This is a genomic window from Mitsuaria sp. BK037 (genome assembly GCF_014193045.1).
In the GTDB taxonomy this organism is placed as follows: Bacteria; Pseudomonadota; Gammaproteobacteria; order Burkholderiales; family Burkholderiaceae_C; genus Roseateles.
Window position 1 is genome coordinate 1 of sequence record NZ_JACHYS010000001.1, and the last position, 22,210, is coordinate 22,210.

Consider the following 22,210-nt stretch of genomic DNA (forward strand, 5'->3'; position numbering starts at 1 on the left):
CAAGAAGTTACCCACAGCCTGAGCCTCAGAGGCTCGAACAAGGGTGGGTCAAGATTGGATGGAAACGGTGGGTCAGTATCGAGCGGGAATCAACACGCGTGATCCACTCCTCAGCGTTCCGAAGGCTGCAGGCGAAGACTCAGGTTCTGGGGATAGGGGAGGGTGACTTCCATCGAACTCGACTGACGCACTCTATGGAGGTGGCTCAGATTGCGCGCGGTATTGTGCGCATGTTCAAAGAAAAGGCTTCCGGCTCGGAATCGTGGTATCAGTGGTTGCCCGGTCAAAACCTGATAGAGGCAATCGCACTTTGCCACGATCTGGGACATCCTCCGTTTGGGCACGGTGGAGAGGTCGCGCTCAATTTTGCAATGAGAGAGGCCGGCGGATTCGAAGGCAACGGCCAAACGTTGCGTCTCGTAAGTTCATTGGAGGCTCACACCGAAGGGCATGGATTAGATTTGACGCGCCGAACGTTGTTGGGTGTTCTCAAATACCCAGCGCCTTACGAGCGTGTCGTGAAGAGCACCTTGCCCGATTGGCCAATCTCCACAATCCAACTTAAACGCGACGATTGGAAGCCTCCAAAATGCTTCCTCGGAACCGAATTGAATTTGGTCGAGTGGATCATGGATCCCTTCGACATCAACGACAGGGAATTATTTACGTCTTGCCAAACTGCTGACCAAGGAAAGCATTCAAAGACTCTGTATATCGCGTTTGATACTTCCATTATGGAATTGGCGGACGATATTGCCTATGGCGTACATGATTTCGAGGATGCAATCGCGTTGCGAATGGTTGTGCGCGAAGATTGGCAGGAGGTTGCGAGTTTCCTCGATCCTGCGTGGGCTACAGAGAGGGGGCTTGGGTCATCCGAGGAGGTTGAAGCTGCATTGTTCGGATCCTCCGCAGCCTCGCGTAAGCAAGCGATTGGAGGGCTTGTTAACGCATTCATTATCTCGGCCAGTGTTCGAGTTCAGGAAGGTTTTTCCCATCCGCTTTTGAATCACCGCGCTGAGTTGGAACCAGCGGCCACAAGGTTCTTGGACGGGCTGAAAGATCTTGTCGTAAGGCGGGTGATTAGAAATCCTCAAGTGCAGACACTTGAGTACAGGGGGCAGCAAATCGTCGTTCGCTTGTTCGAAGCCCTGCAGTCGGATCCCGAGCGCTTATTAAAAGAGTCTTTTCAGGAACAGTTGAAGAGGGCTGCTGGGGTTCCGAATGCACGCATGCGGGTTGTTTGTGACTACATCGCAGGCATGACTGATGGTTATGCCACGCGCATGTTTGAGCGGCTCTTTATACCGAGACAAGGGCAGTTCTCGGACAGATTCTGATTGGGGGATTGACACGCTCCCAGCATTCCCGAGCGCCAAAAGAAAAAACCCCCGACACCTTGCGATGTTGGGGGCTTCAATTTTGGCTCCTCGACCTGGGCTCGAACCAGGGACCTACGGATTAACAGTCCGGCGCTCTACCGACTGAGCTATCGAGGAAAAGTCTGCTCAGATCCTATCGATCTGAATTCTTTGGCCAGGGTCTTCGGTCGGACTCTGGCTGAAAAAGAACGAAGGTCCGAAGACCTTCGTCATCTGATCTTGGCTCCCCGACCTGGGCTCGAACCAGGGACCTACGGATTAACAGTCCGGCGCTCTACCGACTGAGCTATCGGGGATCAGAGCCTAAGAGTATACACAGAAAAATCAGAAGCTCACAAGACCCACTCCACCGACGCACGCCAGGTGCGATTGGCGAGCGGGTACAGGTAGACGTGACCGTACTGATACGGCGACTCGCGCCACGCCCGGCGGTCGGTCACGTTGTCCACGCCGACACGCCAGATCAGCTGTTGCCGACCGATGTTCTGCTCGTAGCGCGCGCCCAGGTCCAGCCGCGTCCAGCTCGGGATGGCCAGCGAGTTGTCCGGCAGCACCATGCGCTTGCCCTCGTACACGACGCCCGCCTGCAGCTCCAGGCCCGGCAGCCCGACGCCCTGGCGCGCCTGCAGCTTCAGCACCGTCTCCGGCACGTTGGTCGGCTTCAGGCCGTTGAGCGTCGCGTCCTCGCTGCGCTCGCGGCGCGCGCGCAGCTTCATCGCGCTTGCCATCAGGCCGCCGTTCGTCCACTTCAGGTCCGCTTGCGCTTCCACGCCGCGATGGTTCTGCTCGCCGTCGATGCGGGTCTCGAGCATGTCCAGGCCGTTCACCGTGACCGCCACGTCGCGCGTCGCGGGCTTGCTGACGTCGAAGTAGTTGATCGACCAGTCCACCGTCCGGCTGCCCGACTTCAGACCGATCTCCCACTGCCTGCTGCGCAGCGCCGGCAGCACCGCGGTGCGGTTCGCATAGATCGGCAGATTGGGCACGACTGCCGATTCGATGCCCTGGCCCCAGCTCGCATAGGCCAGCAACTGCGAGTTGATCGCGTAGCTCACGCCGAGCCACGGCGTCGTGAACGACTGCGCGTACGGATTCGGCGTGCCGACCTGGCCGGCCTCCGGGCCCACCGCGACGCTGTCGCGCTTGAGCCGCGTGTGACGCACGCCGAGCCAGCCTTGCCAGCGCTCGCTGAACTGCATCGCGTCGCGCAGGTAGACCTCGGTGCTGCGCTCGGTGCGGTTGGTGTTGGTGCCGGTGAGCGTCGGATCGGCCGTCGTCGGCAGCGTGCCCCAGATGTTGCCGGTGCCCGCCCAGTTGTAGGCCTGGCCCTGCAGCCGGCTCTTGTAGCGCGAGAGCAGCACGCCGGTCGTCAACTCGTGCGTGATGCCGGCCGTGTTGAGCCGGCCCTGCGCCGAGAGGTCGAGCGCGTCGCTGTTGCGGTGCTCGTTCTCGCTGCGGAAGTCGTACTGGTCGAAGGTGCCGTCGGGGCAGTAGGTGCTCGGGTAATAAGTGCCGTCGCCGGCGGTGCAGCCGAAGGGGTAGGCGAGGCGGTCATCGGTGACCAACCGCTGGATCGCGGCATGCGCCTGCAGCTTCCAGTCGGCATTCAATTGGTGCTGCACGCGCAGGGAAGCGGTGCGGCCTTCGAAGACGACCGGCAGGCTCCACGATTGATTGTTCAGGTTGGTGCGCGGATCGATGGACTTCGCGTCGGGCAGGCGGTCGCCGAGCAGGCTGAAGCCGGGCTGGCTGGGCTGGGACTGGCGGGAGACCTCGACCTCGGCCTCGACCAGCGTGTCGCGCGTGACGCGCCAGTCGCCGGCGACGGCCATCATCCAGCGATGGCCGTCGGCGTCGCGCAATTCGGGCCGGAGTTTGGCGGCCTGCAGATTGACGCGCAGGCCGAAGGCCTTGTCGTTGCCGTGGCCGTCGCTGAAGCGGTGGCTCCAGTCCATCGCCGATTCGAGGGTGCCGCGCTCGCTGACGCCGAGCGTCACGCTGGTGAGCTCGGTCGTCGGCCGCTTCACGACGAGGTTCACGAGGCCGCCGGGGGCGCTGGTGCCCGCCTGGATGCCGCTCGTGCCCTTGAGCACCTCCAGGCTGCTCTTGTTCGCGAGGGGCAGGGCGGTCTCGGCGTTGATCGGCAGGCCGTCGCGACGGAAGTTGAAGCGGTTGTCGAGGTCGTAGCCGCGGATCTTCAGGTAGGAGACATACCCGGCGGAGTTGTACGAGTCGCCCACGCTGGCATCCAGCAGTGTCAGGCCGGCCAGGCTGGTGAGGCCGCGGTCGGTGAGCTGCTCGGCGCTGACGATGCTGGCCTGCATCGGCAGCTTGGCGACCGGCGTGTCGCCGAAGCCGCCGACGGTGGCGGGCGCCTCGGCCGAGCCCTTGATGACGACGCTGGGCAGCGCCGGCGCGGCCGTCTGCGCGGCGGCGTGGAAGGACAGGCCGCCGGCCGCGAGCGCGAAGGCGAGGCGGCGGAGCGGGAATGGAGTCAAGCGAGACGAAGTTGCCATCGATGTGCCGGAGCCAGAAACGCGATGGCAGGTCGGCAAACCAGCACGCCGATGAGAAGGCGGCGTGCGAGGACACGAGGCGTGTCGAAGGCATGCTTCCCTGCGCGAGGATTACCTCAAGTCTCCTGAAGGAGACTTTGACGCGCGCCTTGCGGCACGCGCCAACAGGTTCAAAGGGACTTTCTCAGCCGGCCCCTGACGCATCGTCCGGACCAGCACCCCTAGCGAGGCTCGCCGGACGGGCCGGCGAGCGGGTGGGATTCTAGCGGGAGGCGCCGCGGCGCCGGGGCTGCCACCCGGGGATGTCACAACACGCCTTCGCATCTCGTCTTGCCAGTGTGGCCAGCCGATGTCGCGTTGGCCCACGCCTCAATCCTGGAAGGACAGTGACATGAACGTGACGATCATCGGAGGCAGTGGCCTCATCGGCCGGAAGCTCGGCCCCCTGCTGGAACGCGCCGGTCATCGCGTGGTCCTGGCGTCGCCCTCGCAAGGCGTCAACACCTTGACCGGCGAGGGCCTGGCCCAGGCCGTGGCCGGCGCGGACGTGGTGGTGGACGTCAGCAACTCCCCCTCGTTCGAAGCCCAGGCGGTGCTGCAGTTCTTCCGGACCTCGACGACGAACCTGCTCGCCGCCGAGGCGTCGGCGGGTGTCCGCCACCACGTGGCCCTGTCGGTCGTCGGGGCCGACCGGCTCGCAGACAACGGCTACATGCGTGCCAAGGTCGCCCAGGAGGCGCTGATTCAGGAGGGCCAGGTGCCCTACACGATTGTGCGAGCCACCCAGTTCTTCGAGTTCCTGACCGCGATCGCCGGGGACGGCGCCGAAGGCGACGGCGGCGCGCGCGTGTCGTCGGCGCTGTTCCAGCCCATGGCGGCCGCGGACGTGGCGGCGGGCCTCGCGGACGTCGTGTCGCGGGCGCCGCGCAACGCCATCGTGGAGATCGGCGGGCCGCAGCGGCTGCCGATGAGCCAGGCGGTGCAGCGGGCGCTCGAGGCCCACGGCGATGCGCGCCGCGTCGTCCCGGATGCCCAGGCGCCGTACTTCGGCTCCGTGCTGGACGACGCCTCGCTGGTCGCGGGCGCGGACGCGCAACTCGGCGCGACGAGCCTCGAGGCCTGGCTAGTCAATATCGCCCGCGCGGGCGACCGCTGAACCGGAGCGCGGGAGCGCGGGAACGCGGGAACGCGGCCCGTGCCGCGTCGCCGCCCGCCCGCGGCACCGGCCCGTTCAACGGCCTCAGCCGCAGCTCGCGACATGGCCTGCCCCGTTGCCGTGCGCGCCGCATACAACGCCTCCACCACCAAGGAGGATTGAACATGCATGCGGATTCAGCAGCCGTCGCGGCGGCACGGGCGGGCGAGGGGCAGGCGCCGCTCGCTCCCCCTCGGAAGAAGGGCTACTTCCTGGCCAACGTCGCCACCGTGCTCGCCCTGGCGGTCGGCGCGGCGGCGACCTGGATCACGGCGATGGCGCTCGTGGAAGCCTATGGCATCGGGCCGGACAACTTCGGCCAGGCGGTCCAGGCAGCGCGGCGGGAAGCTCCCGGCGTCGGCCTGTACCTGCTGGACGCCGGCGCGCTCGCCGTCGTGGCCGTGCTCTCCTGGCTCGCCGCGCGAGGCTATCGGTCCGGGCGCTGAAGTTCGACGTCTCCCACCAATGGGGGAAAGCGATTGACGTCGACGCCACGGACCGGTCCACTCCGCCCTCGTGAGCGCGCCCAGGGCGCGGCAAAACCTGCATGAGGCGTCGGAAATTCGAATGCATTCGCCTGTTGACGGATGAATTCGAATGAATACACTGGGCCGGTCCCAACGGTTTCAAGCCTCATCGTCATGAACGCGAGCAGCCCGCCGCCCACCATGGAGCCTTTATCGGCTCGCATCCCCAGCGACCTGTACCTCTGGCTCGCCCAACTGCAGGTCGAAGGGGCGACGACCAACAGCGACAAGCTGCGCGTGCTGCTCGGCCAGCTCAAGCGCCAGCACGACGGCGCCTTCGACTACGTCGCCGCCCATGCCTGGACCCGCGACCTCACCGCGCGGCTGCGCGAGGCGCTGGTCCGGATCGAGAGCGAGACCGGCCACCACTCCGAGGTCGTCAGCCTGTTGCTGGACCACTTCGTCGCGGCGCTGGCGCTGGCGATCAGCCAGGCCCCGGCCGACGCCGACGACGCCCGCAAGTTCGAGGAGGCGCTGGTTCGACGCGCCGCCACCCTGTGCGAGACCCTGCTGCGCCAGGGCACGCCGCTCACCGCCGCGGCCTACGACCCGCAGGTCGTGAGACGTCACCTCGGGCCGACCCTGGACCTCGCCCATCCCCTGCAAGCCACTTCGTCCTCGAAAGGATCCTGAGATGACCGACTCCCTGAAGACCCGCGTCGGCCGCGTGATCGCCGGCAGCGTGCACGCGCTCCTCGACCGCATCGAGGATCAGGCGCCCGAGGCGACGATGGAGCAGTCCCTCCGCGAGGCCGACGCCGTCATCGACGAAGTGCGTCATGAGCTGGGCACCGTGTCGGCCAACCGCCACCTGTCGCAGCGCCAGCACGCCAACCTGAACCAGCTGCACGCGACCCTGTCGTCGCAGATCGACGAGGCGATGAGCGCCGGCCGCGAGGACCTGGCCCGCGCCGCCGTGGCCCGCCAGCTCGACATCGAGGCCCAGCTGCCGGTGCTCGAGACCACGCTGGCCGAGCACGCGCGCCAGGAAAGTGAGCTGACCGGCTTCGTCGCCGCGCTGCTCGCGAAGAAGCGCGAGATGCAGGACGCGCTGGCCGAGTTCCGCAAGAGCCGCGCCGCCGCCGCGACCGCGACGGCACCCACCGGTGCCGGCAGCGCGGCCCACCGCATCGGCAAGGTCACCGACGCCTTCGACCGCGTCTACGAGCGCCAGACCGGTCTCTCCGGCACCGCTCGTCAGAACAGCCTGCAACAGGCCGCGCAGCTCAAGGAGCTCGATGACCTGGTCCGCGACAACAAGATCGCCGAGCGCATGGCGCAGCTGAAGGCCGCCAAGTCATGAGCCTGTTCACCGCGCAGGAGAACCTGCCGTTCGGGATCGGCTTCGCGCTGATCGTCGGCATCGCGGTGGTCGAGGGCGCCGGCATGCTGATCTCGCTCAGCCCCAGCAACCTGATCGACGACTGGCTGCCCGAGGTCGACGGCGACTCCGGCCTGGACCGCGTGCTGGGCTGGCTGCACCTGGGCAAGGTCCCGGCGCTGGTCCTGCTGCTGCTGTTCCTGACGGGTTACACCGTCTTCGGCTACAGCCTGCAGGTCGTGATGAACGGCCTCTTCGGCGGCTACCTGCCCGCCGCAGTGGCCGGCCTCGCGGCGGTGCCGGCGGGGCTGGCGACGGTGAGAGGCCTGGGCGCCTTGATCGCGCACATCATTCCGCAGGACGAGACCAGCGCCGTCAGCGAGCAGAGCCTGGTGGGGCGCGTCGGGGTCGTCGTGACCGGTTCGGCCCGGCGCGGGCTCGCGGCGCAGGCGCGGGTCAAGGACGTCCACGGTCGCTCGCACTACCTGATGGTCGAGCCCGATGTGGATGACGAGGTCTTCCAGGAGGGGGCGCAGGTGCTGATCGTCAGCAAGGCCGGCGCGTTCTACCGCTGCATCGCCAATCCGCATCCAACCTTGATGTAGCGCGGCGCCACGGAAGGCGAGTCGTGCCGCCGCCGATTTCCATACCAACACGGATTCCAAGTTTCTTGAGGGAGTAACCAGTCCATGAGCAATCTGATCGAGCTGCTGACCATCGCGGGCATCGCCCTGGTCGCGCTACTGACCATCGGCTTCGTCTTCGCGCGCCTGTACAAGCGTTCGACGAAGGAGACCGCCTTCGTCCGCACCGGCCTGGGTGGCCAGAAGGTCATCATGGACGGCGGCGCGATCGTGCTGCCGGTGTTCCATGAGCGGGTGCTGGTCAACATGAACACGCTCAAGCTCGAGGTGCAGCGCCGCGAGCGCGAGAGCCTGATCACCCGCGACCGCATGCGCGTCGACGTGACCGCGGCCTTCTTCGTGCGGGTCAAGCAGACCGAGGAGGCGGTCAGCATCGCCGCGCAGACGCTGGGCGCCCGCACGATGAGCCCGGACGAGCTCAAGGCGCTGGTGGAGGACAAGTTCGTCGACTCGCTGCGCGCGACGGCCGCCACGATGTCCATCCAGGAGCTGCAGGACAAGCGCCGCGACTTCGTCCAGGCGGTGCAGAACGCCGTCGCGGAGGACCTCGAGAAGAACGGCCTCGAACTGGAATCGGTGTCGCTGACCAGCCTGGACCAGACGGACAAGCAGTTCTTCAACCCGAACAACGCCTTCGATGCCGAAGGCCTGACGCGGCTGACCGAGCAGACCGAGGCGCGCCGCAAGCAGCGCAACGACGTGGAGCAGGACACCGAGGTGCAGGTCCGGACCAAGAACCTGGATGCGACGCGGCAGAAGCTCAACATCGAGAAGGACCAGGAGTTCGCGACGCTGTCCCAGCAGCGCGAGATCGAGATCACCCGGGCCGAGCAGGTCGCGTTGATCGCGTCGCAACAGGCCGAGCGCACCCGCCAGGCCGAGGCGGCGAAGATCGAGGCCGAGCGTCAGGTCAGCCAGAAGCGCATCGAGGCGGATCGCGAGATCAAGTCGGCGGAGATCGAGAAGAACCTGGTCGTGCAGACCCGCGAGATCGAACTCGAGCGCAAGACCGAGATGCAACGCGCCGAGCAGCGCAAGCAGGTCGAGATCGCTCGCCAGGACACGCAGATCGCGATCGCGACGAAGTCGCGCGAGCAGTCCGATGCCGACGCGGCCGCCAACATGGCCCGCGCGGACGCGGTCAAGGCCGAGGAACTGGTGAACACGGCGCGGCAGGTGGCCGTCGCCGAGCGCGAGAAGAACATCCAGCTGATCGAGGCCTCCAAGGAAGCCGAACAGCTCGCCATCGCCGTGCGGGTGTCCGCATCGGCGGAAAAGGAGGCGGCGCTGGACCGCGCCGAGGCGCTGACCATCGAGGCCCAGGCCAAGCAGGCCGCGGCGCTGGCGGAAGCCGAAGGCCGCCGGGCGATCAACGAGGCGCTGAACACTCTGTCCGCCGCGCAGATCGACCTGCAGGTCCGCACGATGCTGCTGCAGCAGCTGCCCAACATCCTGGAGCAGGCGGTGCGTCCGATGGAGAAGATCGATTCGATCCGCATCTTCCAGGTCAACGGCATGCCGGGCGCGAGCAACGATGGCGGCGCGGCGAGCGGGCAGGGCGGCGCGGGCGGCACCGGTGCGGGCGTCGGCGCGACCTTCCCGGAGCAGGTGATGAACTCGGCGCTGCAGTACCAGATCGCCAAGCCCATCGTCGATGCGGTGATGAAGGATGCGGGTCTGTCCAACGAAGGCATCACCGGCGTGGCGCAGTCGCTGGCCGGCATGCTGGGGCAGGGCAACGGCGCGCCGGTCCCCCAAGTCCCGCACGCAGCGCAGAAGTCGATCGACGGTCCGCACGCCTGATCAGCCAACCTGAAGGAACGAAGCCCGCCGGTGAAAGCCAGCGGGCTTCTTGCTTTCAGACAGGCGAGTTCCGCGAGTCAGGCCGCGAGGGCGAGTCGGGCGTCGTGCTCTTCACCTCACGGCTGCATATCGAGTTGATCGTTCGCAAGTCTTGGCCGAGGCAGATAATCCTCGCCGCCATGGACGATCCCTCAGTTCCCCTGTCGTTGCGCTTCGGTCCGTTCGCCTTCGACGAGGCGAATGCGCGGCTCTTGGCCGAGGGACAGGCGATCGCTCTGGCGCCCAAGGCCTTTGGCGTGCTCACGGAACTGCTGCGCCATGCCGGCACGCTCGTGACCAAGGACGCGCTGCTCGACAGCGTCTGGGGCCATCGCCACGTGAGCGAATCCGTGCTCAAGACCACGATCAGCGAACTGCGCGCCGCGCTCGGCGATGACGCGAAGCATCCGCGCTGGGTCGAGACCGCCTCGCGGCGCGGCTACCGCTTCATCGGATCAATCGAGGGCACGGCCACCGCGCTCAACGAGCCCCGCGGGCTCATCGGCCGCGAGCCTGAACTCGCCCGCCTGCGCGCCGCCTGGTCGCGCGCCGCGGCCGGACAGCGCCAGCTGTGCTGCGTCGCCGGCGAGGCCGGCATCGGCAAGACCGCGATGATCGACGCCTTCGTCGCGTCGCTCGGCGAGGCCGCCACCGCCCACGGCCAGTGCATCGAGCAGGTCGGCGAGGGCGAGCCCTACCTGCCGGTGCTGGACGCGCTCGCCGGTCTGGCGCGCACGGATGCGTCGCTCGTCACGCAGCTGCGCCGCGTCGCGCCGACCTGGCTGCTGCAGCTGCCCTGGCTCATCGACCGCGAGGAACAGGAACGGCTGCAGGCCGGCCTCGCCAGCGCCACGCAAGACCGCATGCTCCGCGAGTTCTCGGAGCTGGTGGAGCAGCTCACCGCCGTTCGGCCGCTGCTGCTCGTCACCGAGGACCTGCACTGGTGCGACGAGGCCACCGTGCGTCTGATCGACCACGTCGCGCGCCGCCGCCCACCGGCGCGCCTGATGTGGATCGTCACCTACCGCACGCCGGAACTCGTCGCCAACGACCATCCGCTCAACGGCCTGCGCCACGAACTGCGCGCCCGCCGGCTGTGCGAGGAACTGCTGCTCGATCCCTTCAGCGAGGCCGAGCTCGCTGCCTACCTCGCGCGGCACCGGCCTGGCCTGGCCGCCGACGAGGCGCATGTCCGCCGCCTGCACCGCCAGACCGACGGCTTGCCGCTGTTCGTCGCCAACGCGGTCGACGAGCTGTCCACGGCCACGACCTCAGGCGACGCCGGCTCGCACGACGACTGGGCGGTGCCCGATTCGCTGGCCGGCGTCATCGAGCGCCAGCGTGCCCGCTTGGCGCCGGACGCCGCCGCGCTGCTGGAAGCCGCCGCCGTCTGCGGCGTTGAGTTCGCCTGCTCGATCGTGGCTCACATGCTGGGCAGCGATGCCGCCACCGTCGCGGCGGACTGCGATGAACTCGCGCGCCGCCAGGCCTGGCTGGCGCCGGCCGCGCTGGAGCCGCTGGCCGATGGCACGCTGGAGGCGAGATTCACCTTCCGCCACGCGCTGTACCGGCAGGCGCTCTATCAACGCATCGCGCCGTCGGCGCGCGTGTCGCTGCACCGGCGCGCCGCGGCCGCGCTCGAGCAATGGCGCGCCGATCGCATCGACGCGGTCGCCGCCGCGCTCGCGCTGCACCATGAGCGCGGTCTCGATGCGCTGGCCGCCATGCGCGCCTACGCGGCGGCCGGCGAACGCGCGCTCGGGCGCTTCGCGCCGCACGAGACGCTGTTGCTGGTCACGCGCGGCCTGACCCTGCTCGACCGCGCGCCCGAAGGCGAGGCCCGCTGCGAGGCGGAACTCGCGCTCCAGCAACTGCGCGGCGCCGCGCTCGCCCAGTCCACGGGCGTGACGACACCGGAAGGCCGAGCCGCCTATCTCCGCTGCGCGACGCTGTGCGAGCTGCTCCCGCCGACCCGGCCGCGCGCCTGGGTCATGACCGGCCTGGTCTGGATGTTCACCGCGTCCGGCGAATACCTGCAGGCCGAGGCCATCGCGCTGCGACTGTGCGCCGCGGCCGACGCCTTCGACGACGACCTGCTGCGCGCCGCCGGCGCCGTGTCCCTGGCCGTGACGCTGCTGCAGCGTGGCCGGATCGGGGAGGCCATGCCCCTGGTGCAGCGGGCCCGCGCCTTGACCGAAGCGCTCGGCCATCCGCGCCTGCCCGTGACGGTGATGCACGACCCCTCCGCGCTAGCGTGGGGCGTCGGCGCGGTCGTGCATGCGTACACGGGCGCTGTCGAGCTCGCCCGGCAATGGGCCGAGGCGGGCGCCGCGCGCGCCGCCGAGATCGGCGTGCCGGTGATGCGGGGCTTCGCGGCGCGCTGCGCGAGCATCGTCGACGTGCGCTTCGGCCGCGCGCAGCAGGTGCTCGCCCGGACACAACGGATGCGCGAACTGGTGCGGGAGCATCAGCTGGGACAGGGCGAGGGTCCGAGCCGCGCCATGCTGGGCTGGGCGCGTGCGCGGACCGGCGATGCCGCCGGGCTGTCCGACGTGGAGGCCGGCTGCGCCGCCCACGCGGCGACGGGCGCCTGGTTCGAGGCGTCCGGATTGCGGTGGATGGCGGTGGACGCCGCGCTCGCCAGCAACGACCTGGCCGCGGCGCGGCGTCATCTGGACGATGGCTTCGCGATGGCCGAACGGCTGGGCGAGACCCTGCATCTCCCCGACCTGTGGGCCGCCCGAGCCACCCTGGCCGAGCGCGAAGGTGACCTCACCGCCGCGCGGGAGGCGGCCGGGACCTCCGCGCGCCTGGCGGCGGAGCAGGGCGCGTTGACGGCGGAGCTCATCGCGCGCCTGGCGCTGTGCGAGCTGCAAGGCGCCTCGCCGGCCGAACTGGACGACCTGCGCGCGCTGCGCGCCCGCTGGCACGACACGACGCCCTGGCCGGTGCTGGCGCGCGTGGACGCGCTACTGGCCGCCGGCGCCTGACGCGCGGCGCCGGCCACGCTTCGGCCAGGCATCGGCGAGGCACCGGTCAGGCACCGGTCAGGCAACGGGCACGTATTGGCCAGACATCGGCCAGACATCGACCGGGCGCCGCCCGGACCCGTCGTCCTGACCGCCCGGCGCCCGTTCCCGACCATTCCCGGACCGTTCCCCGACCGTTCCCGAACGACTTCCCGGACCCTCGTCCCTACGCTTCAGTCCATGGCCGATGCGCTCCCGCGCCGGCCGCAACGACTGGAGAAAAGACGATGTCCACCCGCCCACGCCGCTTCGCCCGCCTCGCGCTGGTTCCGGCCGTCGCGGCCGCCCTGGCCGCCTGCGCGGCCCTGCCCGAGACCCCGCCGCTGGCGACGCCCCGTCCCGTCGACGGCTACGCCGCGACGCAGTCGCTGGCCGCCGCCCGCGCTGACTGGCCCACCGACGCCTGGTGGCGCGCCTATGGCGACGCGCAGCTCGACCAGCTCGTCGACGAGGCGCTGGCCGGATCGCCCTCGATCGCGACCGCCCAGGCCCGGCTGGCGCGTGCCGAGTCGGTGGTGCAGACCTCGCGCGCCGCCAGCCGGCCGCAGCTCAAGGCCAACGCGTCGATCAGCGAGCAGAAGCAGAGCTACGAGTACCTGACCCCCCGCGCCGCGACGCCCGACGGCTGGAAGGACTACGGCCGCGCGACGCTGGACTTCTCCTGGGACCTGGACTTCTGGGGCCGCAACCGCGCCGCGCTGGCGGCGGCGCTCTCCGACGCCGAGGCCGCCCGCGCCGATGCCGCGCAGGCGCGGCTGATGCTGGCGGCCTCGATCGCCTCCGCGTATGCCGAATTCGCCCGCCTGTGGGCGCTGCAGGACACCGCCGAGGCGGCACTGGCTGTGCGCGACAAGACGGTCCAGCTGCTGCGCATGCGCCGCGAGAACGGCCTGGAGACGCTGGGCGGCGTGCGCCAGGTCGAGGCCCGCCGGGCGATGGCCGACGCCGATCTGCAATCGGCCCGCGAGCAGCTCCAGCTGCAGCGGCATCGCCTGGCGGCGCTCACCGGCGCAGGCCCCGACCGTGGGCTGGCGCTCAGCCGCCCGGAGCTGGACGTCGCCCGCGACTTCGGTCTGCCGGAGCAGCTTCCCGCCCAGTTGCTTGGCCGCCGCCCGGACATCGTCGCCGCGCGGCTGCGCGTCGAGGCCGCGCTCGGCCGTGTGGATTCCGCCAAGGCGGCGTTCTATCCGGACGTCAACCTGACGGCCTTCGCCGGCATGCAGTCGCTGGGCCTGTCGAAGCTGACCGACGGCGGCGCCTTCACCGGCAGCATCGGCCCGGCGATTTCGCTGCCGATCTTCGACGGCGGCCGGCTGCGCGGACAGCTGCGCGGCGTCCGGGCCGATGCCGACGCGGCTGTCGCCAGCTACGACCAGGCGGTCGTACAGGCGCTGCAGGAAGTGGCCGACATCGCCGCCAGCGAGCGCGCCCTCGGCGGCGAGCTGGCGAGCACCGATGCCGGCGTCGAGGCCGCGCGCGAGGCCTGGCAGATCCAACAGCGGCGCTACGCCGGCGGCCTGTCCACCTACCTCGAGGTGCTGACCGCCGAGGACGCCTGGCTGACCAACCTGCGCACGCAGACCGACCTGCGCTCGCGCGCCTTCACGCTCGATGTGGCGCTCAAACGCGCCTTAGGAGGCGGCTTCCGCAGCTGACGCGGAAGTTGTGTCGGGAAAACGACCGAGCAAACCATCAATGAAACCTTAGAGAGAAAGCGAGTCCCGTCATGTCCGAAGCCACCTTGCCGCGCGCCGCGGCCACGCCGTCCGCCAAGTCGCCCCTGCATACCGCCGATCCCGCCCACGACACGCCGGCGGCCCCGGCCCGCCCCGAGGCGCGCAAGAAGCTGTTCACGCTGCTCGCGCTGACCGTCGTTGCCGCGGCGGTGGGCGTCTTCGCCTACGAGCACTTCTTCGCGTCGCGCTACGTCAGCACCGAGAACGCCTATACGGCCGCCGAAATGGCGCAGGTGACGCCCTTCGTCGGCGGCATCGTCCGCGAGGTCCGCGTCTCCGACACGCAGGCCGTGCGCCGCGGCGATGTGCTGGTCGTGCTGGACGACACCGACGCCCGGCTCGCGCTGGAGCAGGCCGAGGCCGAGCTCGGCCGCGCCCAGCGGCGCGTGCGCGGCTACGTCGCCAACGACACCAGCCTGGCGGCGCAGGTGATCGCGCGCGATTCCGACCGCCTGCGCGCCGAAGCCCAGCTCGCGTCGGCCGCGTCCGACCTCGAGCGCGCCAAGGTCGACTTGGAGCGCCGCGAAGCGCTGTCGGATTCGGGCTCGGTCTCAGCGGACGAGGTGACCCGCGCCCGCAACGCCTTCCAGACCGCCACCGCCGCGCTGGCCGCGGCCAAGGCGGCCGCGGCCCAGACCAACGCCAACCGTGCGGCAGCGCTCGGCCAGCGCGAGGCCAACGCCACGCTGATCGCCGACACCACCGAGGCCGCCAACCCCGAGGTCGCCCTGGCCCGCGCCAAGCGCGACCAGGCGCGCGTGAACCTGGAACGCGTGGTCGTGCGCGCCCCGGTGGATGGCGTCGTCGCCCGGCGCGCGGTGCAGCTGGGCCAGCAGGTCGCCGCCGGCACGCCCTTGCTGGCCATCGTCCCGATGGGCCAGGTCCACGTCGACGCCAACTTCAAGGAAGGCCAGCTTGACAAGGTCCGCATCGGCCAGCCGGTGGAGGTCGAATCCGATCTCTATGGCCGCTCGGTCGTGTACCACGGCACCGTGCAGGGCCTGTCCGGCGGCACCGGCTCGGCCTTCGCTGCGATCCCGGCGCAGAACGCGACCGGCAACTGGATCAAGGTCGTGCAGCGCGTGCCCGTGCGCATCGCGCTGGATCCGAAGGAGCTCGCGCAGCGTCCGCTGCAGGTGGGACTGTCGATGACGGCCACGGTCGACACGCGCGCCGAAGCACGCGCCGAAACCAGCGCCAACACGAGCGCGCAATGAGCGCCCGACCAGGAACCGCGCCATGAACGCCGCCATCCCCGACGACCAGCGCCCGCTCGAGGGCGGGCAGCTGTGGCTCGCCGCCATCGTGCTGGCCGCCGCGAACTTCATCGCGGTGCTGGACATGACGATCGCCAACGTCTCCGTGCCCGATATCGCCGGCAGCCTGGGCATCAGCTCGAGCCAGGGCACCTGGGTCATCACCTCCTACGCGGTGGCCGAGGCCTGCATCGTGCCGCTGACCGGCTGGATCGCCGGCCGCTTCGGCGCGGTGCGGGTCTTCGCCACGGCAATGGTGCTGTTCGGGCTGTGCTCGGCGCTGTGCGGCCTGTCGCCGACGCTGGGCCTGCTGGTCACCGGCCGGGTGCTGCAGGGCCTGTCGGGCGGCTCGCTGATGCCGCTGTCGCAGACGCTGCTGCTGCGCATCTTCCCGAAGGAGAAGGCCGGCGGCGCGATGGCGCTGTGGGCCATGACGACGCTGGTGGCGCCCATCCTCGGGCCGATCCTGGGCGGCTGGCTCTGCGACGCGTTCTCGTGGCCGCTGATCTTCTTCATCAACGTGCCGATCGCGCTGGTCGTCGCGCCGCTGGCCTGGCGCATGCTGCGCCGCTATGAGACGCCGCTGGAGCGCCAGCCGATCGACCGCGTCGGGCTGGTGCTGCTGATCGTCTTCGTCGGCGCGCTGCAGCTGATGCTGGACCTGGGCAAGGAGAAGGACTGGTTCGAGTCGACCGAGATCATCGCGCTGGCCGTGGTGGCGGCGATCGGCTTCGTCGCCTTCCTGATCTGGGAGCTCACCGAGCCCTATCCGATCGTGGACCTGCGGGTGTTCCGGCATCGCGGCTTCGCCGTCGGCGTGCTGACGATCGCGCTGGGCTTCGGCGCGATGTTCGGCGCCAACGTGCTGACGCCGCTCTGGCTGCAGAGCTACATGGGCTACACCTCGACCTGGGCCGGCCTGGCGACGGCCTGGTCCGGCGTGCTGGCGGTGGCGGCTGCGCCGATCGCGGGCAAGCTCGCCGGCAAGGTCGATCCGCGGCCGCTGGTGTTCTTCGGCCTGGCCTGGCTGGGCGCGGTGATGGTGCTGCGCACCGTCGGCACCACGCAGATGGGCTACTGGCAGATCGCGCTGCCGCTGCTGCTGATGGGCGTGGGCATGCCCTTCTTCTTCGTGCCGCTGACGGCCTTGTCGCTGGGCAGCGTGGAGCCGCGCGAGACCGCCTCCGCCGCCGGTCTGCAGAACTTCGTGCGCACGCTGTCGGGGGCGGTCGCGACCTCGCTGGTCACCACCAGCTGGGAGAACCGCACGACCGCGATCCATGCCGACCTGGTCGGCGAGCTGGACCGCTCGGGCGAGGTGATGCGCACGCTGACCGGGCTGGGCCTGCCGTCGGACGCGCGCAGCGGGGTGCTCGACAACCTGCTCACCGGCCAGAGCGTGATGCTGGCGACCAACCAGATCCTGTGGATCGTGGCGGCGCTGTTCCTGGTCTCGGCCTTCGCGATCTGGCTCGCGCCGCGGCCCACGCGCACGGTGGAGATGAGCGAGGCCGGTCACTGACCCCCGACGCCGGAGGCTGCGATGACGCTGGATCGAGACCCGCGGCATCCCGCCCGCCGGCAGTACGTGCTCAAGCTCGACCGCCGGGCGGAACCCAGCCGTGCCGCGCTGAGCGGACGGGTCGAGAACCTGGCCACCGGGCAGGCCTTCGAGTTCAGCGACGTCGAGTCGCTGCTCGAGGGCCTGGCGCGGGACCTGGCCGCGCCCGTGGACCGCAACGATGCCTGATCGGTCACGGTCCGGCGCCGCGAGGCGGGGGCAACCCTGAAGGCGCGGGCAGGCGGCTTCGCTAGCATCGCGCGCATGAACATGAGGGAGGGGAGCGCGCCCACGCTTCCAGAACAAGACTGGTCGGCGATCGATCGATCGCTGGATCTCGGGCACTACCTGACGGTCGCCGACCGGATCGACGGCTGGATTGCCGACGGTTCGCCGGATGCCGCCGTCCGCGCCATCCGCGCGCTGAGCTACCTGGGCGACGACCGCCGCGCCGAGGCGCTGGCGCTGCGCCTGGGGCGCCGCCACCCCGGTCACCCGCAGGCGCGGCTGTACCTGCTGCGCACGGTGCTGGCGCGGCAGGGACCGTTCGGGATGTGGCGGGCCTGGCGCCGCTTCCCGTCCCCGCCCGGCCAGGACGATGCGGCCCGCGCCGACGAGCACGCGCTGCGCGGCACCTGGCTGGGCCAGCTGCGCGACTTCAGCCGCGCCTGCGCCGAGCATGAGCGGGCGATCGCGCTCGATCCGTCCGACCCGTGGCTGCGCATCGAGTACAGCTTCACCCTGATGGGCCAGGACCGCTACGAGGACATGCTGGCGCGGGCCCGCGAGGCGCTGGCGCTGTGCCCTGGCTACCGCTCCGGCCTGCAGGCCGAAGCCCGCGCGCTCACGCTGCTGAACCGCCAGGACGAGGCCGTCGACGTGCTACGCGCCGCGATGGCGAGCACCGAGTGCGCGGCCATCGCGCTGCAGCTGGCGGATCTGCTCAACGAGCGCGAGGCCTGGTCCGAGGTGCTGGCGCTGCTGGCGGAGGCGCAGCGGATGATGCCGCGCGCGAACGCGGCTGAACTCGGCTACCTCGAGGCTCGGCGCGCCGACGCGCTGATGCGCCTGGGACGCCATGCCGAAGCGCGCGAGGCGGCGCTGCGCGTGCCGGGGACCGGCTTCTACAGCGCGCTCGCCGAACGCCTGGTCGATCCGCCGCCGGGCCAGGCGCGGGTGCTGCTCCGGCTGCCTTTCGTGCGCCAGCATTGGTCCACCTGCGCGCCGGCCACGCTGAGCTCGCTCTGCCAGTACTGGGGCTGGCCGGCCGAGCACCTCGAGATCGCCCAGGCCATCTGCTACGACGGCACCAGCGATGCCAACGAGCGTCTCTGGGCCGAGCAGCGCGGTTTCCTGGTCCGGGATTTCCGCCTGGACTGGGACAGCGCCTGCGCGCTGATCGACGCCGGCGTGCCCTTCGCGCTGGTCACGAAGGGGGCCGCGAGCGGCCACCTGCAAGCCGTGGCGGGATATGACCGGCTGCGGCGCACGCTGCTGATCCGCGATCCCTTCCACCCCTCCCATGCGGAGATGGAAGCGGCGCCGCTGTTCGCCGCGCAGGCGGCCCACGGGCCGCGCGCGATGCTCATGGTGCCGCCGGACCAGGCCCACCGCCTCGACGGCATCGGGCTGCCCGAGGCCGAGGACCACGACGAGCTGTTCCGCGTCCAGACCGCGCTGGAGCGGCACGACCGCCCGGCCGCGCTGGTGGCGCGCGACGTGCTGGCCGCGCGCTCGCCGGGCAGCCGCCTGGCCTGGCGTGCCGCGCGGCTGGTCGCGCTCTACGACGGCAACGAGCCGGCGATCCTCGAGGCGACCGAGGCCCTGCTCGCGATGTTCCCTGACGATCCTCACCTGCGGCTGAGCCAGGTCGCGTCGCTGTCCGCGATCGCCGGCCAGGCCGCCAGTTCGCGCGCGCTGGAGGCGCAAGCGGCGGCGCCCGGCGCCGACCCGCTGGTGCTGGTGCGCTGGGCCGACCGCCTCGCGCTCGACAGCCGCCGTGCCTGGCAGGCCCGACAGTGCCTGCGCCGGGCGATCCGGCGGGGGCCGGTGCTGGGGCAGGTCTGGTGGCAATGGGCGGACTTCGAGTGGGCGCACGGCTCGCGCGAGGACGCGCTGGCGCTCTACCGCTGGACCGCCTGCCTGCTGGCCACCGATGAGCAGGCCGCGCGGGCCTACATGACCGCCTGCCGCGTGCTGGGCCGGGAGGCCGAGGGCCTGGCCTTCCTGCGCGAACGCGAGCACGAATGGGGCGGGCGCTCCAGCGCGCCCCTGATCACGCTGTACCAGCAGCTGGACCTGATCGAACGCGCGGAGGAGGCGGAGGCGCTGTTGCAGGCCGGCCTCGCCCGGCGGCCGGACGACGCCGCGCTCAAGCTCTTCGCCGCCGAGCAGCGTCTGCGCCGGCAGCAGCTGGACGCGGCGCAGGCGCTGGTGGAGGCGGCCGTGCAACCGGCGCATCCGGCCGAGGTCCTGCGCCTGCGCGCGCTGCTGGACGAGGCGCGGGGCGAGCTCGACGCGGCGCTGCGCTGGGCCGACGAGGCCTGCGCGCTGCAGCCTTTCGGCCTGGCGCTGCACCGCTTGCGCCTGCGCCTGTTGTCGCGCCGGGACGGTCAGGGCGCGGCGCTGGCCGCGCTGCGCGAGGTGGCCGGGCGCCACCCGGCGCATTACGGACTCCAGCGGCTGCTGTTCGACTGGGTGCCCGACCGCCCCGAGGACGTCAACGCGGTCCTGGAGCGCCTGCGCGAGCATCACCCGGACGACGCCTGGACCCGGCGCGAACTGGCGGTGCAGGCCAGCCGGCAGGGGCGGCACGACGAGGCCGTCGCCACGGCCGAGGCGGCCTGCGCGCTCACGCCCGAGCGCGCCGACGCGCAGGGCGTGCTGGCCTACGTGCTGCACCGGCGTGATGGGTATGACGCGGCGCTGCCGGCGCTGTGGCGGGCCATGGCGCTGGACGCGGATTACGACTTCTCGATGCGCCTGCTGGTCAATGCCGCGCCGGATCCGACGAAGGCCCGCGACGCTGTCGATCGGGCCGCGGCGGAGCTGGACCGGCAGGTCGTGCTTGGCGACGGCTGGCTGTGCTTCCAGCAGGTGGCCGGCCGGGGCTGGCGGCCGACGGCGGTCGCGCGCCGGCTGATGCGGGCCCTGCGTCGCCAGCCCGACACCTGGCACCTGTGGGTCGCGCTGGCGCGGCAATGGATCGAGTCGGGCCGCGCGCCGCGGGCGCGGCGCCTGCTGGTCGAGGCGGCGCGGCGCTTCACCGCGCTGCCGCGCGTGCAGCACGAACTGGCGGAGGCCTTGCGCCAGATCGGCGATCGCGCGGGCGCGCGGGCCGCCTGCGAGGCGGTGCTGGCGGAGTCCCCCGGCTGGAACACGGCGGTGCGCCTGCAGGTCGACCTGCTGACCGAGTCGCAGCCCGACTACGACGCCGCCGAGCGCGTCGTGACGCGCGCGCTGCACCACGCCCATGACGACGACGACCTGATCGCGCTGCTCGCCTGGCTGCATGAGCGCCGTCAGCGGCCGGACGACGCCCTGCGCGAGGCGCGCCGCTCGCTGCTGCTGAATCCGCGCCCGACCTGGGTCTGGGCGATGGTGCGACGGGTCTGCGAGGCGGGCGAGCGCCTGCACGACTTCGACGCGATGGTCGACGAGGTCGAACGCAGCCGCCCCGGCGACGCCAGCGCCTGGCTGGTGCGCGCGAGCCAGGGGCGGGACGACCTCGAGGCGCTGGCCGCGGCCGAGCGTGCCGTGGCGCTGGCGCCGATGCTGGAAGCGGCCTGGATCGCGCGCTTCGAGCGCCTGGCGCAGCTGTCGCGCCACGATGAGATCGAGACCCTGCTCAAGGCGCTGCCCTGGCCCGGCGTGGCCCCGGTCGCGCTGCGGGCCTGGGAGGCGCGCTGCGCCTGGCGGCGCGGCGACCGGGCCGGTGCCGTCGCCCGGCTGCGCGCGCTGATCGCGGAGGTGCCGGACGACGAGGCCCTCTGGCGCGACCTGGCCGACTGGGAAGACGCGCGCGACGAGAACGCGGCCTACCTGGAAGCGGCGCAGCGGCTGCGGGCGCTCCTGCCGCACCGCGGCATGCCGCACGCCTACGTCGGCCATGCGTTGTTCAAGCTGGGTCGCCATGCCGAGGCGGTCACCGAACTGCGCCGCGCGCTGGAGCTCGAAGGTCGCTACCTGTTCGCCACCCGCGTGCTCTGCGAGGCGGCGGAGCGGGTCGGCGACACCGACAGCGTGGAGTGGGCGGTGCGCTCCCAGTGGGCCGCCGAGCCGACCACCGACCTCGCGCGCCGGGCGGTGATCGCCGCCAGCCGCGCCGGACGTCGCGACCTGGCCTTCGAGTGGCTGGAGCGCCTGGTCGACCTGCCGGGCTATGACCTGGTGCAATCGCGCCTGGCCTGCGAGGCGATCGACGCGGCGGGTTGGGGACAGGGACTGGCGGCGTGGCAACTGGCCCGCATCGAGCGCGGGGAGGGCGCGCCCGGCCTGGCCTACCACTGGCTGATCGCGCAGGCGCGGCGCCGCGGTGAGCTGATCACCGCCTTCACGGCCGCGCGGCTGCTGCGACGCGCGCAAGGCCAGTTGCTGCTGCGCGCGCTGCTGCGCTGGCTGGTCGACACCGAGCGCGACTTCTGGCTGCGCTGGCTGGTGCGCCGGCATGGCGACCGGCTGCGCGCGGACATGGCGAGCTGGGGCGAGACGAGTTATGCGCTGGTCTCGCGCGGCCTGTTCCGCGACACCGTCGACTGGATGCGTGACTGGCGCGACCGCGCGCAGCCGCCGCTCTACGCGCTGACCAACCTGTGCATCGCGCTGGCGCGGCGTGGGCACTGGGACGAGCTGGGCGAGGTGGTCGCGCATGCCCTGCCGCGGGACCCGTATCAAGAGGACATGCGCCTGTGGGAGCTGGCGCTGCTGGCCGCGCACTCGCGTGGCGAGCAGCTGGAGCATCGCCTCGCGCGGCGGCATGAGTGGTCGCCGTCCGGATGGATGACGCCGGCGCTGGCGATGATCGAGGCCTATGCCGCGCTGATGCGCACGGGCGGCCGCGAGGGCTCGGTGGCGGCGCTGCGGCGGGCGGTGATCGGGGACGGCCCCGGCGCCTCGATCTGGCGGCGCCTGCGCCATCCCGCGCGCTGGGTCCACACCGCGCCGGCGCAGCGCTGGCGCTGGTTCGTCCCGCAATGAAAAGA

Annotated in this window: 14 protein-coding genes and 2 tRNA genes; 13 read left to right on the forward strand and 3 right to left on the reverse strand. The window is 70.7% G+C overall.

The features are described from left to right. The coding region (locus tag FHT37_RS00005; RefSeq protein ID WP_221210931.1) for an anti-phage deoxyguanosine triphosphatase at positions 1-1,340 on the forward strand (1,340 nt) is incomplete at its 5' end. Positions 1,341-1,423: 83 nt separating this feature from the next. Here FHT37_RS00005 and FHT37_RS00010 read toward each other — a convergent pair. The 3 genes from FHT37_RS00010 to FHT37_RS00020 form a co-directional block, all read right to left on the reverse strand. Continuing rightward, positions 1,424-1,499 (reverse strand) — tRNA-Asn (locus FHT37_RS00010). 103 nt (positions 1,500-1,602) lie between these two features. After that, a tRNA-Asn gene (locus tag FHT37_RS00015) sits at positions 1,603-1,678 on the reverse strand. Between the two features lie 36 nt (positions 1,679-1,714). Further along, complete coding sequence (locus tag FHT37_RS00020) at positions 1,715-3,880, reverse strand: TonB-dependent siderophore receptor (RefSeq protein WP_255489457.1); 2,166 nt, start codon at positions 3,878-3,880, stop codon at positions 1,715-1,717. Between the two features lie 409 nt (positions 3,881-4,289). On the opposite strand from FHT37_RS00020, the gene FHT37_RS00025 reads away from it, so the two are divergent. The 12 genes from FHT37_RS00025 to FHT37_RS00080 all read left to right on the forward strand — a co-directional run bounded on the left by FHT37_RS00025 (position 4,290) and on the right by FHT37_RS00080 (position 22,205). Next, complete coding sequence (locus FHT37_RS00025) at positions 4,290-5,054, forward strand: SDR family oxidoreductase (protein WP_183478436.1); 765 nt, start codon at positions 4,290-4,292, stop codon at positions 5,052-5,054. A 164-nt stretch (positions 5,055-5,218) separates the two neighbouring features. Further along, complete coding sequence (locus FHT37_RS00030) at positions 5,219-5,539, forward strand: hypothetical protein (RefSeq protein WP_183478437.1); 321 nt, start codon at positions 5,219-5,221, stop codon at positions 5,537-5,539. A 195-nt stretch (positions 5,540-5,734) separates the two neighbouring features. After that, a complete protein-coding gene (locus FHT37_RS00035) occupies positions 5,735-6,253 on the forward strand; it encodes a hypothetical protein (protein WP_147240312.1) in 519 nt (172 codons plus the stop codon). A 1-nt stretch (position 6,254) separates the two neighbouring features. Next, a complete protein-coding gene (locus FHT37_RS00040; RefSeq protein WP_147240313.1) occupies positions 6,255-6,923 on the forward strand; it encodes a PspA/IM30 family protein in 669 nt (222 codons plus the stop codon). Continuing rightward, a complete protein-coding gene (locus FHT37_RS00045; RefSeq protein ID WP_091722113.1) occupies positions 6,920-7,546 on the forward strand; it encodes a YqiJ family protein in 627 nt (208 codons plus the stop codon). Before FHT37_RS00040 ends, FHT37_RS00045 begins: the two co-directional genes overlap by 4 nt. An 84-nt stretch (positions 7,547-7,630) precedes the next feature. After that, positions 7,631-9,388 carry a flotillin family protein gene (locus FHT37_RS00050; protein WP_183478438.1) on the forward strand — a complete coding sequence of 586 codons (1,758 nt, stop codon included), beginning with the start codon at positions 7,631-7,633 and terminating at the stop codon, positions 9,386-9,388. A gap of 179 nt (positions 9,389-9,567) precedes the next feature. Next, positions 9,568-12,417, forward strand: a complete 2,850-nt coding sequence (locus tag FHT37_RS00055; protein WP_183478439.1) for an AAA family ATPase — start codon at positions 9,568-9,570, stop codon at positions 12,415-12,417. Positions 12,418-12,683: 266 nt separating this feature from the next. Beyond that, positions 12,684-14,111: an efflux transporter outer membrane subunit gene (locus tag FHT37_RS00060; protein ID WP_183478440.1), complete on the forward strand. Its 1,428-nt coding sequence runs from the start codon at positions 12,684-12,686 to the stop codon at positions 14,109-14,111. A 71-nt stretch (positions 14,112-14,182) separates the two neighbouring features. After that, positions 14,183-15,409, forward strand: a complete 1,227-nt coding sequence (locus FHT37_RS00065; protein ID WP_183478441.1) for an HlyD family efflux transporter periplasmic adaptor subunit — start codon at positions 14,183-14,185, stop codon at positions 15,407-15,409. Between the two features lie 22 nt (positions 15,410-15,431). Beyond that, positions 15,432-16,970: a DHA2 family efflux MFS transporter permease subunit gene (locus tag FHT37_RS00070; protein WP_183478442.1), complete on the forward strand. Its 1,539-nt coding sequence runs from the start codon at positions 15,432-15,434 to the stop codon at positions 16,968-16,970. A 21-nt stretch (positions 16,971-16,991) separates the two neighbouring features. Further along, the gene (locus tag FHT37_RS00075) at positions 16,992-17,198 is read left to right on the forward strand and encodes a hypothetical protein (protein ID WP_183478443.1); all 207 of its coding nucleotides are present in this window, start codon (positions 16,992-16,994) and stop codon (positions 17,196-17,198) included. 75 nt (positions 17,199-17,273) lie between these two features. Beyond that, entirely contained in the window at positions 17,274-22,205 is a 4,932-nt protein-coding gene (locus FHT37_RS00080; protein ID WP_183478444.1) for a C39 family peptidase, read from the forward strand. The last annotated feature ends 5 nt before the right edge of the window (positions 22,206-22,210 follow it).

Bases quoted from the DNA above. Each gene is read 5' to 3' on its own strand.
- FHT37_RS00040 (WP_147240313.1), top strand. From the start codon at position 6,255: ATGACCGACTCCCTGAAGACCCGCGTCGGCCGCGTGATCGCCGGCAGC.
- FHT37_RS00070 (WP_183478442.1), top strand. From the start codon at position 15,432: ATGAACGCCGCCATCCCCGACGACCAGCGCCCGCTCGAGGGCGGGCAG.
- FHT37_RS00080 (WP_183478444.1), top strand. From the start codon at position 17,274: ATGAACATGAGGGAGGGGAGCGCGCCCACGCTTCCAGAACAAGACTGG.
- FHT37_RS00060 (WP_183478440.1), top strand. From the start codon at position 12,684: ATGTCCACCCGCCCACGCCGCTTCGCCCGCCTCGCGCTGGTTCCGGCC.
- FHT37_RS00045 (WP_091722113.1), top strand. From the start codon at position 6,920: ATGAGCCTGTTCACCGCGCAGGAGAACCTGCCGTTCGGGATCGGCTTC.
- FHT37_RS00075 (WP_183478443.1), top strand. From the start codon at position 16,992: ATGACGCTGGATCGAGACCCGCGGCATCCCGCCCGCCGGCAGTACGTG.
- FHT37_RS00050 (WP_183478438.1), top strand. From the start codon at position 7,631: ATGAGCAATCTGATCGAGCTGCTGACCATCGCGGGCATCGCCCTGGTC.
- FHT37_RS00055 (WP_183478439.1), top strand. From the start codon at position 9,568: ATGGACGATCCCTCAGTTCCCCTGTCGTTGCGCTTCGGTCCGTTCGCC.
- FHT37_RS00065 (WP_183478441.1), top strand. From the start codon at position 14,183: ATGTCCGAAGCCACCTTGCCGCGCGCCGCGGCCACGCCGTCCGCCAAG.
- FHT37_RS00025 (WP_183478436.1), top strand. From the start codon at position 4,290: ATGAACGTGACGATCATCGGAGGCAGTGGCCTCATCGGCCGGAAGCTC.
- FHT37_RS00030 (WP_183478437.1), top strand. From the start codon at position 5,219: ATGCATGCGGATTCAGCAGCCGTCGCGGCGGCACGGGCGGGCGAGGGG.
- FHT37_RS00035 (WP_147240312.1), top strand. From the start codon at position 5,735: ATGAACGCGAGCAGCCCGCCGCCCACCATGGAGCCTTTATCGGCTCGC.